Annotated in this window: 14 protein-coding genes; 11 read left to right on the top strand and 3 right to left on the bottom strand. The window is 68.1% G+C overall.

Annotated features, from left to right (window positions below; translation table 11 throughout):
* Nucleotides 1-17 precede the first annotated feature (17 nt).
* Nucleotides 18-425, bottom strand: a complete 408-nt coding sequence (locus BN1193_RS18445; protein WP_096788223.1) for a transposase — start codon at nucleotides 423-425, stop codon at nucleotides 18-20.
* A gap of 222 nt (nucleotides 426-647) precedes the next feature.
* Between BN1193_RS18445 and BN1193_RS11370 the strand changes: the two genes are divergently transcribed.
* On the top strand, nucleotides 648-1,142 hold the full coding sequence (locus BN1193_RS11370; protein WP_052460684.1) for an NUDIX domain-containing protein: 495 nt from the start codon (nucleotides 648-650) through the stop codon (nucleotides 1,140-1,142).
* Nucleotides 1,143-1,519: 377 nt separating this feature from the next.
* Here BN1193_RS11370 and BN1193_RS11365 read toward each other — a convergent pair whose 3' ends face one another.
* Nucleotides 1,520-2,182, bottom strand: a complete 663-nt coding sequence (locus BN1193_RS11365; protein ID WP_040166481.1) for a MerR family transcriptional regulator — start codon at nucleotides 2,180-2,182, stop codon at nucleotides 1,520-1,522.
* Nucleotides 2,183-2,331: 149 nt separating this feature from the next.
* Between BN1193_RS11365 and BN1193_RS11360 the strand changes: the two genes are divergently transcribed.
* The 10 genes from BN1193_RS11360 to BN1193_RS11315 all read left to right on the top strand — a co-directional run bounded on the left by BN1193_RS11360 (nucleotide 2,332) and on the right by BN1193_RS11315 (nucleotide 12,830).
* Complete coding sequence (locus tag BN1193_RS11360; protein ID WP_040166478.1) at nucleotides 2,332-2,940, top strand: DUF998 domain-containing protein; 609 nt, start codon at nucleotides 2,332-2,334, stop codon at nucleotides 2,938-2,940.
* A 156-nt stretch (nucleotides 2,941-3,096) separates the two neighbouring features.
* Complete coding sequence (locus BN1193_RS11355; RefSeq protein WP_052460683.1) at nucleotides 3,097-4,320, top strand: epoxide hydrolase family protein; 1,224 nt, start codon at nucleotides 3,097-3,099, stop codon at nucleotides 4,318-4,320.
* 102 nt (nucleotides 4,321-4,422) lie between these two features.
* On the top strand, nucleotides 4,423-6,333 hold the full coding sequence (locus tag BN1193_RS11350; protein ID WP_195907854.1) for a sensor histidine kinase: 1,911 nt from the start codon (nucleotides 4,423-4,425) through the stop codon (nucleotides 6,331-6,333).
* Nucleotides 6,330-6,935 carry a response regulator transcription factor gene (locus BN1193_RS11345; protein WP_040166476.1) on the top strand — a complete coding sequence of 202 codons (606 nt, stop codon included), beginning with the start codon at nucleotides 6,330-6,332 and terminating at the stop codon, nucleotides 6,933-6,935. Before BN1193_RS11350 ends, BN1193_RS11345 begins: the two co-directional genes overlap by 4 nt.
* 145 nt (nucleotides 6,936-7,080) lie before the next feature.
* Entirely contained in the window at nucleotides 7,081-8,031 is a 951-nt protein-coding gene (locus BN1193_RS11340) for a DMT family transporter (RefSeq protein ID WP_195907853.1), read from the top strand.
* Nucleotides 8,032-8,117: 86 nt separating this feature from the next.
* Entirely contained in the window at nucleotides 8,118-8,645 is a 528-nt protein-coding gene (locus BN1193_RS11335) for a hypothetical protein (RefSeq protein WP_052460680.1), read from the top strand.
* Nucleotides 8,646-8,739: 94 nt separating this feature from the next.
* The gene (locus tag BN1193_RS11330) at nucleotides 8,740-9,717 is read left to right on the top strand and encodes an alpha/beta hydrolase family protein (protein ID WP_040166475.1); all 978 of its coding nucleotides are present in this window, start codon (nucleotides 8,740-8,742) and stop codon (nucleotides 9,715-9,717) included.
* A gap of 212 nt (nucleotides 9,718-9,929) precedes the next feature.
* Entirely contained in the window at nucleotides 9,930-11,150 is a 1,221-nt protein-coding gene (locus tag BN1193_RS11325) for a Fic family protein (RefSeq protein ID WP_040166474.1), read from the top strand.
* A 196-nt stretch (nucleotides 11,151-11,346) separates the two neighbouring features.
* Complete coding sequence (locus BN1193_RS11320; protein WP_052460731.1) at nucleotides 11,347-12,099, top strand: ABC transporter ATP-binding protein; 753 nt, start codon at nucleotides 11,347-11,349, stop codon at nucleotides 12,097-12,099.
* Nucleotides 12,096-12,830, top strand: coding sequence for an ABC transporter permease (locus BN1193_RS11315; RefSeq protein WP_040166473.1), 735 nt, complete (start codon nucleotides 12,096-12,098; stop codon nucleotides 12,828-12,830). The genes BN1193_RS11320 and BN1193_RS11315 overlap by 4 nt, the downstream gene beginning before the upstream one ends.
* A gap of 42 nt (nucleotides 12,831-12,872) precedes the next feature.
* Here the strand turns inward: BN1193_RS11315 and BN1193_RS11310 are convergent, their stop codons facing one another.
* Nucleotides 12,873-14,252: an MFS transporter gene (locus BN1193_RS11310; protein ID WP_052460679.1), complete on the bottom strand. Its 1,380-nt coding sequence runs from the start codon at nucleotides 14,250-14,252 to the stop codon at nucleotides 12,873-12,875.
* Nucleotides 14,253-14,400: the final 148 nt, after the last annotated feature.

Here is a 14,400-nt window from a genome sequence, read left to right as displayed (position 1 = left end):
CCGTGGCAGCGGGTCGACTACTGCCACGCCCATGGGTGAAGATCGGGCCATGGGCTCTCCTGCTCAAGCCGACCCGATGGTACTGACAGCTCGCGGCGCGGCGGCTCCGGTCGGGAAAGTGATGCGTCGTTTCCGAACAGAGTGAACTTGCTGACAGGTTCCGTGAGACAGGCCGTGTGTGGTTGCTGCCGCGCCCCACCCGTGTTTCCATGGCACGTTCGTCTCAGCCACTGCCAACTCGCGTGAGAAGGGACAAGTTCGGATCTCCCAGGGCGGCGGCCCTGATCGATGTCGTCCTGACGGATCCAGTTCGACAACGTGACCGGATGAATCCCGAGCTCGAATGCGGTCTGCTTCGCCTGCCTCCCGGCACGAACGAGAGCAACTGCACGGGCACGGAACTCTGGCGGATACGGACGCGGCATGAGATCAGCCGCCAGAAACAGGCAACCACTTAGCCACCGAAACCGGACCCCAACGGTTGCCCAGGTCAACCTGTCACCGAAACCTGCACCAGTCCCGTTGTGCTTTTGGGCGGACGTGCAACGTGCGGCGCGAGTGATCGACGATGTCTTCCGACCGAAGAAGATTGACTATCTCGTCATGGGCCACCGGATGCCGCACCTTCAGGTGAGTAGCCTTTCGGGATGAGCTCAACGATCGCGACCGACCGCCGTGGCAATCACCTCGTTTCGCTCGAGACGGCGAGCACCGAAGAACTCGATGCGGCTGCGGAGCACACCGCCTGCCCGCTCGCGCTCATCGTGCTCGTTGACAGCGCGACAGGAGACGTGCTGTTCGGTCTGAACACCTGGCGACACGAATATGAGCTTCCGGGTGGGATCGTCGAGAGTGGTGAGTCGTTCGTCGAAGCGGCGCGACGGGAGCTGGAGGAGGAAACGGGCATCCGCATCGAGGCGCTGGATCTCTTCGGCTATGCACGCTTCGCGTTGACGGACCCGGACCGCGACGAACTCGGCGCGGTGTACTTCGCGAAGGTCCTCAACACGGAAGCCACGGCCAGCGACGAGATGCAGCAGTTCGTGTGGCGGAAGCCTCTGAGTGAGTCGGATCTTGAGATCTCGGCACTCGACGACGCGATCGCGGAGTGGGTGACTCACTTTGGCGAAGCTGCCGAATAGCAACGTCGCGGCGCTACCGGGGCGTCCGAAAGCGCACGTTACCGGCGCTCGCGCGGCGGTTTAGCGGGCCTCCCGCCGCAAACGATCGTTTTCGGTGGAGCCGCGATGAGCGTCCGGATTCAGTCAGACACGCCCATCGAAAACGTGCCGAAACCCCAGTCGGAACCTTTCGCGACGAAACCACAGGTCGGACGATTCCGAGAGGGTTGATGACTGCTTCAACGGGCGAACGATTGCCGACAGGTTTCGTGAGACAGACGGCGGCCTCAGCAGTGCATCACTCACCCGTCTTTCCGGGGGTCTGCGTCTCATCCGATGACAACTCTCGTGAGATCGGACACTGGGAGTTCCTTCGGTGCTCGTTGGGGCGTGGTTCGTCATTGTTCGGTCTGCGCGATGTCCGCGGCATGGCCGCCTTCGGCGGCACGTGCGGCGAGGGAGCGTCCGACGTGTTCTTGGGTCATGAGGCGGAGGCCGGCGAGAATCTGCTCCCCGACCACCGTGCCGAGGATCACGGCTTTCGCCGTGTCCGCGGGGCTCGGCGTGCGCCCGATGTGTTCGATGTCGGCTTCCCCGACGATGAGGGCAGCGTCGGCATACGCGGCGAGGAGCCGGTCGAGGGGGACGGTCTGCCCCGACGCTTCGTACGCATCGAGGGCTCGGGCCACGCGGTGGACTCCGGGGTTGTCCGGACCGACGAGCCAGCCGCGCTCTTCGACGACGGCCATCACAGCGGCAATCGACTCGGGGGACGATCGCACGTCACTGTGCGGCACTGCGCGGTGCGCGACCCGGCGCAGTTCGATCGGGTCGACGTCCGGGTTGTCGATGGTGCGGAGGACATCGCGGGTGGTCGCGATATCAAGGCCCCCCACCTCGATGAGCGCCCGGATCAGGCGGAGGCGGGCGAGGTGCGCCTCGTCGTACTCCGTCCTGGTCGGCGTCGTTCGGTCGCCCCCGGCGAGGAGCCCTTCACGAACGTAGAACTTGATCGATGCGACGGAGACGCCGCTCTGATCACTCAATTCAGAGATTCGCATATTGATAGTTTACGTATCGATAGTGTAAGTATCAAGTAGTGGAACGCGTTTTCGGTCTTGAACGGCACGCGGTCCCACGCAAGTGGTGTGGACGTTCTGCACCATGCATGTCGAGTGCGCATGGAGCGGCTCGGAGAAGGAGGACTGACATGTCCATGGCTCTTGCACTTGCCTCTGCGGTGTTCATCGTGGCGAGGTTCGGTGTGTTCGTCGCGTTGCACGTGATGAACACCGGGTACAACGTCATCGAGCACGCGGTCAGCGACTACGCCGTCGGGCGTGGCCGGCGACTGTCGACGATCGCCTCGTGGCTGGGCGCAGCGAGCTGGCTCACGCTGGGATTGGCCGTGCTTCTGGGGCTGCCGCAGTGGCACGACCGGGTGTTCGTCGGTGTGCTCCTGCTCGTGCAGACGGTCATCTTCGTCGTGCTGCCGGCCTTTCCGACCGACATCGAGGGGGAGAAGCTCACCACCATCGGACGGGTGCACTACGTGGCGGCGATCGCGTGGTTCGCCATCGCCTACGCGCTGTGCGGCAACTTCGTCCGCCTGTTCCAGGCGTCCGGGCCGGTTTGGGCGTACACGACCGCTGACATCGTGCAGTGGGTGGTGCTGGTGAGCCTGGTCGTCCTGGTCGTCGCGCTCATCGTCAAACCCCTGCGTGCTCGCGTCTTCGGGCTCGCCGAACGCGTCTTCATGCTCGCGGTGATCGTGTTCTACGTCGTCGCGGCTCTTGGCGTGGCAGTCCTCGTACGATGATCGACCGGCGACCCCCGGCATTCGCTCGTCGCCGTGGCGAGAAGTCCCGGTGGGGGAGACGCCCTGCTTGAGTGGCATCTGGCAGGGACGAATGTCCTTCTCGGGTGGCGATGTCCGTCCCTACTGAGGGTCGCCACCACCGCCGAGGCTGAACCCATGAACACCTCAACCACACCCGCCCTGACCCCGACCTCGCTTCGACTCGAGCCGTACCGCGTCGAGATCGCCCAATCCACGCTCGACGATCTGCACCATCGACTCGCGGCCACGCGGTGGGCGGACAGCCTCCCCGACGACATTCTCGAGGAGCTGCCCGCCTTCGGCCCGGTACGACCGGGATGGCAGTACGGCGTCCCGACGTCGTTCGTCCGATACGCGACCGACCGCTGGCTCGCCGACTTCGACTGGCGCGCTGCCGAGGCACGTCTGAACGTCCACCCCCAGTACCTCACTGAGATCGACGGGCAGCGGATCCACTTCCTGCACGTGCGCTCGTCGCACCCCGACGCCACGCCGCTGATCCTCACCCACGGCTGGCCGTCCTCGGTGTTCGAATTCCTGGATCTCGTCGAGCCGCTGACCGAGCCTCAGCTGCACGGGGGTCGACCGGAAGATGCGTTCCATGTCGTGATTCCTTCCGTCCCCGGATTCACGTTCTCCGGGCCCACGACCGAGCCAGGGTGGGATCGATATCGCGTCGCACGTGCCTGGGCGACGTTGATGGCCGGCCTCGGCTACTCCCGCTACGGAGTGCATGGAAACGACCTGGGCGCTCAGGTCGCGCCCGAGGTGGGCCGCTTCGACGCGGACCATGTCCTCGGCGTCCACGTCACGCAGCTGTTCAGCTTCCCGAACGGAACGCCGGGGGAGCTCGACGGCCTGACGACTGCGGAACGCGAACAGGTGTCCTTCCTGCAGGCCTTCAACGACGAGATGTCCGCGTTCGCCGCACTTCAGGCGACGGCACCGCAGAACATCGCGCACGCGTTGGCGGACTCGCCGGCCGGCCAGCTGGCATGGACGGCCCAGCTTCTGGCGGGAACCGATGTTGATGTCACGATCCTCAATGCCGCCGCCTACTGGCTCACGAACACGGCGGCCTCGGCCGGGCGCTTCTACTACGAGGATCGTCACGCCGTCGAAGCGCCGACGGCGCCGACCAGCACACCTACCGCACTGTCGTCCTTCGCGTGGGACTTCCGTCCGATCCGTCGGTTCGCGCAGCGCGACCACGCGAACATCGTGCAGTGGCGCGAGCATGACCGTGGCGGACACTGGTCAGCCCACGAGGCGCCCGACCTGCTGGTGGCGGATCTGCGCGACTTCTTCTGCGGCGAGCGTCGAGAACGCGCGCTCGACTCGTTCCCCTGGGGCGGATGACGCGGGCGATCCGGCGTGGACACGACCGGTGATCGATCCCCACGTGATGATGGAGCCAACGAGATGGGCGGAACGCGTCCACGGCAGGGGATGGCGGCGGGGATGACGGGGTCGACACGGGGGATCTCTCCTGCCGCGCTCCGGCTGTGGCGGGGTGCCGTGCTCGCCCTCCAGATCATCCTCGGTGCGGTCGAAGTCGCACGCGTGTGGGAGTTCGGCACCCTGTCGTACGCTCTCGCGGCGATCCTCGCCGCCACTGTGGTGCTCACTCCGCACCTGGCGCACATCGAAGCGGCCATGCGCGGCAGCAGACCGCGACACGGACACATCGGGCTGGCGATCATGATCGCCGCGACGATCGGCGCCACCGTCTGGATCGGGTCGATGTGGGTGTTCCTCTACGCCCCGGTCGCCGTCTCGGCAGTCATCGTGCTTCGCGCGCGCTGGAGCGTCGGGGTGGTCGGTGCGCTGGGCATCGGCGCGGTGGCCGCGAGTTTCCTCCCCGGTGGTGTCGCCGTCGCGGGCACGGATCTCTCGCCGGCGTGGTACGTCCTGTATTCCTTCGTGTTCCAGGGGGTCATCATCGCGATGGCCGTCGGGCTCGTCGCTGCCGCCGACCGCATGCACCGTACGGCGCCGACCCTTCTCGACGCTCGAGCACGTCGCGAGCGCGCCATCGTCACCGCCCGCATCGATACGGCACTCGTCGGCCCGCTGGATGACCTCGTGGAGGCCACGCGCAGCGCCGTGGTCCACCCCGACGAGGACCGAGTCAGCACGGTTGTCGACGTCGCGGACTCCGCGCTCCACGCGATGCGGCGTGCCGTATCCCACAGCCATCACCGAACGCCCCCGCCGCGGGCCGACGAGCTCAGCGCCCTCGCCGCACCGAGCCGACTCCCGCTGGCGATCGCGGCGGGCTGGTTCGTCGTGGCGCTCTGTCCGCTCATCACGGTACTCGGCAACGGGCTGACACCCGCCGAGGGCTGTGCCGCCGCGTTGCTGTGGATCACCGCCGTGGTACCGGCGGGATGGGCCGCGCTCCACATCGCCCGATCCCGCACCCTGCGGCTCGGGTTCCTCGTCCCCCTCGTGCCGGTGACCGCATTCGTCGCGGGTCTGGTCCTGTTCGGTCCCGATTGGATGTCGCTCGGGTGGGTGGCGGCGGCCACCTGTCTGCTGTCGATCCGGCACCGTGCCCTGCGCGTCGTCCTGGCTGGTTCGATCGTGGCGTGGATCACGGTGGACTACCTGCTGTCCTGGTTCGGCGGCGATCCGGCCCTTGGTGCGTTCCTGGTCTTCTACGGTCTCGTGCTGACGCTGGAGGCGGTCCTCGCGCTCACCGGCGCGCCGTGGCTCGTCCGTGCACTCGATGAGTTCCGCACCGTCCAGAACGAGATCGCGAGTGTTTCCGGCGACGAGGAACGCCTGGAGGTCTCCAGTCGGCTCCACGACCTGCTCGGCCAGACGCTGACGGCGATTTCGCTGAAGGGGGACCTCGCGCGACGGTTGCTGACCCGGGACGCTCAGCGCGCTCGAGCTGAACTGGCGGAGGTTGCCGAGCTCGCGATGTCCCAGCACGCCGAGCTGGAGCGCGTCCTGCGTGGCGAGCTGACTCTCCGTCTGGGCGATGAGGCGGCGCGGGCAGGCCACCTGCTCGAGGCGGCGGACATCCGCAGCACGATTGACGTTCGTGCCACCGAAAACGTGGCGATCGACACCGTCGGGGCGTGGGTCGTGCGAGAGTCCGTCACGAACATCCTCCGCCACTCCTGTGCGACGAGCGCGAGCATACGCACGACGCAGGACGCCGACCACTGGTCCTTGACGATCCGCAACGACGGCGCTCCTGCTGAGGTCACGCCTTCTGGCGACGGCAGTGGCCTGCTCGGTCTTGGGCGACGGGTGACGGCCGCCGGAGGAACCCTCCGCACCGGAACGGAGCGCGGCGCGTTCACCGTCGTGGCCCGGATACCGATGCGATCAGACCTGTGGAAGAGTGATCGATCATGATCACCGTCCTCGTCGCTGATGATCAGGACATGGTGCGTGGCGCGCTTCTGGCGCTGCTCGGACTGGAGCCGGATATCGACGTCGTCGCCGACGTCGCCCGAGGCGACCTGGTCGTCCCGGCCGTGCTCCGCACCGCCGCGGAGGTCGCCGTGCTCGACATCGATATGCCCGGGATCGACGGGCTGGATGTCGCGGCTCGTCTGGCCGAGGAGGCGCCGGCGACCCGCGTGTTGATCCTCACCGGCTTCGGCGCTCCCGGACACGTCCGCCGAGCGCTCGATGCCCACGTCGCGGGTTTTCTTCGCAAGAACGCCCCATCGTCGGAACTCGCCGACGCTATTCGACGCGTCCACGGCGGACAGCGGTTCCTGGACCCGGCACTGGTCGAACTCGCCTTCCATCAGGCGGACACTCCCTTGACCGACCGTGAACGAGATGTCGTCCGCGCAGCGGCTGACGGTGGGTCGACGAGCGAGATCGCGCATGCACTCCACCTCGCGCCGTCCACCGTGCGCAACTACCTGTCCACGGCGTTCGACAAGCTGGGCGCTCGCAACCGCACGGATGCCGTCCGGATCGCGCGGGAGCGGGGCTGGCTCTAACCGTCCTGGTCGGGGATGTCGGTCGACGCCGGCACCAGCTCACCCGGGGTTTGCCTCCTCGTCGGCCCGCAGCCGGGACGAATGTCCTGCCGGACCAGTGCCGACGTCCCTGACCGTCGTCGTCGGCGCGGGCGAGCCTGGCGTCATGGCATTCTCACCGGCACCCGCGGCGCGGACGATGACCTCCCTCAGATTCGTCACTCAGGCGGTGATCTGGGGTGGCAGTTTCACCCTGATCGGTATCGCGGGCCAAAGCTTCTCACCTGGATTCGTCGTGCTGACCCGTCTCATCCTCGGTGCCGTGGTCCTCACCCTCGTCGCGCTCATGCGCCGGGAACGGCTCGTGCGGGGCCTGCGCGCTTGGGTGTTCACGGCGGTCGGGGCGGTCCTCAGCAACGTCCTGCCCTACCTTCTCCTCTGCTACGGCGAAGCTCTGATCTCACCGGGCATCGCCGGTGTCCTGATCGGAGCGACGCCGCTGCTCACCGCTTGTCTGGCCGCCATTGTGCGACCCGAGGAACGTTCACCGCGGACGCTCGTCGGACTCGTCCCCGCGCTCCTCGGTCTGGTCCTCGTCGTCCGCCCCTTCGACGGGGTCGGGACGCTGCTGGGCGGTGCGCTGTGTCTTCTCGCCGCCGGAAGCTACGCCGCCGGATACGTCTGGGCGCGAGCATTCCAGTCCGGTCCCGGCACAAGCCCTCTCGGCGTCGCCGCCTCGCAACTGATCGCCGCCGCTGCGATCCAGCTCTGCTTCACCCCGGTTCTGTGCTGGGAGATGGGAACGCCCACCCCGTCCGCTCTGGTCGCAACCGTTGCGCTCGGAATGCTCGGCACGGGCTGGGCGACAGTCCTGTATTTCCGCCTCGTGCGCGACATCGGAGCGACGCGGGCCGCTGCGGTCGACTACCTGGTGCCCGTAGTTGCGCTCGGCATCGCCGCCCTCAGCGACCCGAGCCTTCTCACCCCTCTGACACTCGTGGGCTCCGCGCTGGTCATCACCGGGCTTGTCGTCGGCGACCCATCCGTTCGACGGCGCGCGCGCAGCAGTCGCGCCCCGACGGTGAGCGATCCGGAGCGCGACGCGCGTCCGTCGTAACGGACGGGCCGACGGGCAGCGCTGATTCCGCCCCGAACGCGCGGATTGCGTGCCACCCTGTCGGTGGTGGGGCCTAGCGTCGCGCTATGGCATTCATCGACGAACTCCTCGCCCCCGCGCCTCTCGACCAGCTGGCCGGGGCTCCGAACTCCTTCACCCGATTCGAGGGCAGCTGGGATCTGGAATGGTCGCGTCCCGATGATGACCGGGCGCCGAGTCGTCTCGCCGGGGAACTCCACTTCGCTGCGGTCCTGGGCGGGCGTGCCATGCAGGACGTCTGGAAGGTGCCGAGCGTCGATGACCTCCCGGACGACGTGCGCCCGTACGCCTTCCACGGCAGCACGATTCGGTTCTTCGACGACCGCCTCGGCGCATGGCGCTCGACGTGGATCGAGCCCCTGCAGGGCCGTGTCCGCACATTCATCGGCCGCGCGGTGGGGGAGGAGATGCATCTCATCAGTACCGACGGGCTCCCGTTCCTGCGCTGGCGCTTCACTGAGGTCGCGGACGATCGGTTCGTCTGGCTCGGCGAGTACTCGGACGACGAAGGTCGCACGTGGCGACTCGAGGAGCGGATGGTCGCCACACGTCGGTCGCGGGGAGCGCATCTCTGACGCAGCCCCAACGGGGCCGGGGGAGCGAGGGCCGGGACGAAAAGCGAGCAGAGTCGGCCTGCCGTGCCGCGGGTCGCGGTGCCACACTGAGCTCATGACGCGGAGCACTGAGATCACTTGGGACGTCGGCGGCATCGCCATGTTCGGCACGCTCGTCGTACCGGAGGGCGACGGACCGTTCCCCGCTGTCGTGATGGTGGCCGGCAGCGGACCGACGGACCGCGACTGGTGCTCGCCCCTCCTCGCGGGCACGAACGGAAGTGCGCGCCTCCTCGCCGACGCGTTCGCGTACGCGGGCCTCGCGTCACTCCGGTACGACAAGCGTGCATCCGGACCGCACGCGAGGGAGAACCTGCCGAAGCTGATGGGGCACCTGAGCATGGCGTCGCACCTCGACGAACTGGTCGGGGCCGTGACCGCGCTCGTCGACGACCAGCGCATCGACCGCTCGCGGATCGTCGGACTGGGCAACAGCGAAGGCACGATCCACGTGCTGCACTATGCGGACTCGGCGCAGACCGTGCCGTTCGCGGGCGTCATTCTCGCGGCCCCTCCCGGACGTCCCGTGCGCGACGTCCTCCTCGCGCAACTGACGGCACAGACGGCCGCGCTGCCCGATGGTGCGTCGATCATGACCCGCGTGCGCGAGGCAACGGATCGATACGCGGCGGGGGAACCGATGAATCCCGATCCGAGCGTGCCGGAGCCGATCCGCGCCGTCCTGTCGAGCTTTGAGGCACCGGCGAATCTACCGTTCGCGCGGGAGCTGTGGACCGAGTCTGCGGTTGACGCGCTCGCCGCGGTGACCGTGCCGGTGCTCGTTCTCATCGGGGGCAAGGACCTCCAGATCGACGCCCACGCCGACGGCGATCCGCTGCAGGCGGCCGCCGCGGGGCGCCCCTCCGTCACGTTCGCGTTCCCGCCCGACGCGAATCACGTGCTGAAGCAGGACCTCCGCCCGCTCGCCGAGATCGCCGCATCCCCGGGCTCCGGCTACAACCAGGACGGCACGCACCTCGACCCGGAGGCCGTCCGTACGATCATCGACTGGTTGCGGGCGACCGTCGGCTGACTTCTCACCTGAGTTCATCCGCCGACTCCGGTCGGCGTACGCACGATGAGAGTGTGCAAGCTCACCACCGTCAGCAACGCGGCAACGGTGATTCGGAGTGCTGCGAAGACGTCGCCTGCAACTCGCAGCCGTCGCGTGAGTACGCGAGTTTGCCTTATGAAATTCGCATCTAGGGTTAGTAGATGCGAATTTGGACCGCTAGAATCGCACCTATGTCAGGTGAACACCGCGCCGGGTGGCCCGCCCATGAGGTCGAGACCCTGCCGTGGCGCCAGCAGGCTCGCGGAGGTGTTCGCGAAGATCGGATGTTGACCAGTGTCAATGCCACCATCCCGCCCTTCATCGCGGAGCGCGACTACACACCCTCGCTGGAGGAGATGATCGCCTCCGAACGGGCGCTGCTCGCCGTCGCGCAGGCCGACACCGATGCCGAAGGGCACTCGGCTGCGCTCAGTAGATTCATGGTGCGCAGCGAATCGGCTGCGTCATCGAAAATCGAACGGATCAATGCTTCCGCCCGTGATTACGCGAAGGCGCTGGCGGGAAACAGGAGCAATACGTCCGCCACCAGCATGGTCGCCGCCTCCCATGCTCTCCATGCACTCATCACGATGGTCGGCGACGCCGGCAGGTTCGAACTGGAGCACTTCACCGGCGCGCACCGAGCCCTGATGATTGACGACCCCACAGAGGCCGATTTCGCCGGCCGTCTCCGCACGATGCAGAACTGGATCGGCGGCAGTGATCACTCTCCGCGCGGTGCGCTGCACGTTCCGCCCGCACCCGAGCGAGTCGGGGCGCTCATGGACGACCTCATCGCCTACCTCAATCGCGATGACGTGCCTGCTCTCGTTCAGGCCGCGATCGGCCACGCTCAGTTCGAGTCCATCCATGCTTTCACCGACGGCAACGGTCGAATCGGACGCGCACTCGTTTCCGCCGTGCTCCGACGGCGCGGCATCACCGGGAATGCCGTCGTCCCTCTCGCCAGCGGACTGCTCGCCCGTCGTGATGACTACTTCGCGGCGCTCGGTGACTACCGACGGGGTGATCCTTCTCCGCTGATCCTTCTGTTCGCCGCAGCGGCGCGCATCGCGGCCACTGCGTCACGCGAGACGATCGAGCGGCTGAAGGGCATGCCCGGCGGGTGGCGCGCAGAGGTGACGCCGCGTGCCGGATCTGTTGCCGACGTGGTGCTTTCGGCCTTCTACGACCACCCCGTGATGTCGGTGCAGGACATCGATGCAGCCACGGGAACCTCCAGCGCCAGCCAGGCCTACCGCGTCGTCGACCAGCTCGTCCAGGCGGGGTTTCTGGAAGAGATCACGGGACGCAAGAAGGACCGCGTCTGGGCTGCGTCCGAAGTGATCGCCGAACTCGATGATCTTGATCGGCGTATTCAGACCGCCATGACGGTGGACCGGTCGCGCTGATCCGGGGCGCACCCGGGGACACGAGACGACTGATCGCGGATCGCCGACGGTGCCGAGGGCCGTGATGTGTGGCGGTCAATAGCCCGCAGCTCGCGCGGGGCGGTGGGTGTCATCGCACGCGCCGGCCGCGCCCGCGAACGCTGCCGGAGCACGAAGACCGTTGACATGGCTGCAGGACGGCCGCATCATTCGCCACATGATGAACAGTGCGTCCGCAGTCAGCGTGCGTGACCTCGTCGTGCGGCGCGGGAAGCACCGCGTGCTCGACGGCGTCTCGCTCGAGATCCCGGCCGGGCGCATCACCGGGCTGCTCGGTCCCAGCGGGGGCGGCAAGAGCACGCTCATGCGCGCCGTCGTCGGTGTGCAGCGCGTGGTGTCGGGGGAGGTGAGCGTCCTCGGGGAACCCGCCGGATCGGCCGGGCTCCGGGACCGCGTGGCCTACGCGACGCAGGCGGCGTCGGTCTACGACGACCTCACGGTCGCGCAGAACCTCCGTTACTTCCAGCGCCTGCTCCGAGCCCCCGGATCGGACGCGGAGCGCGTGACGGAAGCCGTCGGGCTCCGGCCGCAGGCCACCCAGCGAGTCGGCACGCTGAGCGGTGGTCAGCGCAGTCGCGTGTCCCTCGCGATCGCGATGCTGGGAGCTCCGGAGGTCCTCGTGCTCGACGAACCGACGGTGGGCCTGGACCCCCTGCTGCGGGAGAGTCTGTGGGCCGTCTTCCGCGAGATCAGCGGGGCCGGGGCGACGATGCTGATCAGCAGCCACGTCATGGACGAGGCGCTCCGGTGCGATGAGGTCATCCTGCTGAGGGACGGGGAGATCATCGCGCAGACCACCCCCGAGGCGATGCTCGCGGAAACGGGCGCTCGCGATCCGGACGAAGCATTCCTGACGCTCGTCCGACGGCAACGGCCGCACACTCGCCGCGACGAGCGGAACCGGTCATGAGCGTCCGTCGCACGTTCGCCACGGCGGCCCGGGTGCTGCGTCAGCTGTCCCACGACCCGCGATCGCTGATGCTGCTGCTCGTCGCGCCGAGCCTGCTCGTCGGGCTGTTCGCGTGGCTCCTCGTCGACGACAACACCCTCTTCCAAGCGGTGGGCCCGGCGATCCTCGCGCTGTTCCCGTTCATCATCATGTTCCTCATCACGTCGATCACGACCCTCCGCGAGCGGCGGTCCGGCACGCTCGAACGGCTGATGACGACCCCGATCGGTAAGGGTGACGTCATAGCCGGCTACGCGATCGCGTTCGGCACCGTCGCGATCGTGCAGGCCGCGGTCACGGTCGCCTTCGCGGTGGGGGTGTGCGGACTCGACGTGAAGGGACCGTTGTGGCAACTGGTCCTCGTCGCCGTCCTGGACGCTCTGCTCGGCACGGCTCTCGGCCTGCTCGCCAGTGCCTTCGCCCGGACCGAGTTCCAGGCGGTGCAGTTCTTGCCGATCCTCGTCTTCCCGCAGATCCTCGTCGGCGGGGTCCTGATGCCGCGCGATCAGATGCCCGACTCGTTGCAGGCGTTCTCGGACTGGATGCCGCTCAGCCACGCGATCGACGCCGTCAACGCCGTGACCGACGGCAAGGACCTCGGCGACGTGCTGCGGCCGCTCGGGATCGTCGCGGCGTTCGCCGTCGGATCCATCGTGCTCGCCTCCCTCACCCTGCGACGCCGGACACCCTGACGTTCGGCCGTGGCGCGACGGGGACGCGTGACCCGGACGGCCCTAGATGCCGGGGGTCGATCTCTCGGCAGAGCTCGGTCCGGAGCTCCGGCCATGCCGCACCAGGTCGACCGTCGACCAGACGGCGATCAGCGCGACGGCACCGGAGGCGATGCCGAGCGCGAGCGCGAAGCCGACGGAACCGCCGACGACGGTCACCGCGTCGAGCATCGCGATCCACGCCGCGCCACCGAGCGCGAACCCGATCTCCTGGATCGCACCGACATCGGCCGCCCGCGACCGCGGCGCGACCTCGAACAGCCGGCTGGTGGCGAGTGTTCCGACCAGTCCCATCCCGACGCCGATGCCGATGAGCGGTGCAGCGGCGCTCGTCGGCCAGATCGCCAGCCCGGCGAGTCCGGCCGCCTGGATCACCAGGGCCAGCACCAGAGCGCCACGATCGCTCACGAGGCGCACGACGATCCCCGCCAGGACGCCGCCTGCGACGGTGGCGAGCGCCTGTGGGATCAGTGCGATGCCCGTCGCGGTGGGTGTCAGCCCCGCGGCAGCCTGGAGGTGAACGCTCAGCAGGTAGGTGGCCGCGGACGCCGTGCCCGCCGCAGCGAGGATCTGCAGCACGGCCAGGGTGAACGATCCGTTCGAGAACAGCCGGACGTCCAGGAACGGTCGAGCGAGACGGCGTTGGCGAATCCAGAAGACCGCCAGGCACGCCGCGCCGATGGCGAGGAGCACAGCACCGGTGAGCGCGTCGAACGCCAGCCGCTGGAGCCCCAGCAGCGTCACGGCGAGGCCGACGGTGCTGGTGCCGATGCTGAGCGGATCCCAGGGTGCGGGATGCTCAGCGCGCGTGTTCGGCACGAGCCAGACGAGTGCGAGACCGATCATCGCGACCGGTGCGCACGCGGCGAACACCGCAGGCCAGCCGAGATGCTCCGTGATGAACCCGCCGAGGGTCGGCCCGATGGCGCTCCCCGCCCCGAACACCCCGACCCACAGGCCGTTCGCGATGACGAGGTCGCGCCCGCGGTACAGCACACCGATGGACGAAACGACGCTCGCGATGACCAGCGCCGACATCACGCCGAGGGCGGCGCGTACCCCGATCAGCGCGAGTCCGGAGACCTGCACGGCTGCCAGCAGGTTCAGGACGGCGTAGCCGCCCAGGCCGATCGCGACCACCGTGCGGCGTCCGATCCAGTCGCCGAGCCGCGCGCCGATCACGATGCAGCCGGCCAGCGCCAGCGGATACGCCCCCACGATCCAGGGGCGAGCGGCGTCGTCGACGCCGAGGTCATCGACGATTCGCGGAACCGCGGTGTTCACCATGCTCACCGAGAGTGCGCCGGCGAGGATGCCGAGCAGCATCGGCACGAGCGGAGCCCACGCACGGGCGCCGTGTGTGACGGGGGGACGGGAGGCCATCCCTCCATCGTCGCACCGGACGGGGACACGCAGACGTACTGCACGCCGGCGTCGGCTCCGTCGTCCGGTGCGCCGGGTCAGAGCTGCGGGCTGCAGTGAAAACCTCGGCGAAAAGATGGTGGCGGCGCCCTCTCCCCAGAGGGACGCC

It is taken from the genome of Microbacterium gorillae (assembly GCF_000826185.2).
In the GTDB taxonomy this organism is placed as follows: Bacteria; Actinomycetota; Actinomycetes; order Actinomycetales; family Microbacteriaceae; genus Microbacterium; species Microbacterium gorillae.
Note: the sequence above shows the minus strand (reverse complement) of the source record. Positions and strands in the feature narration are given on the sequence as shown.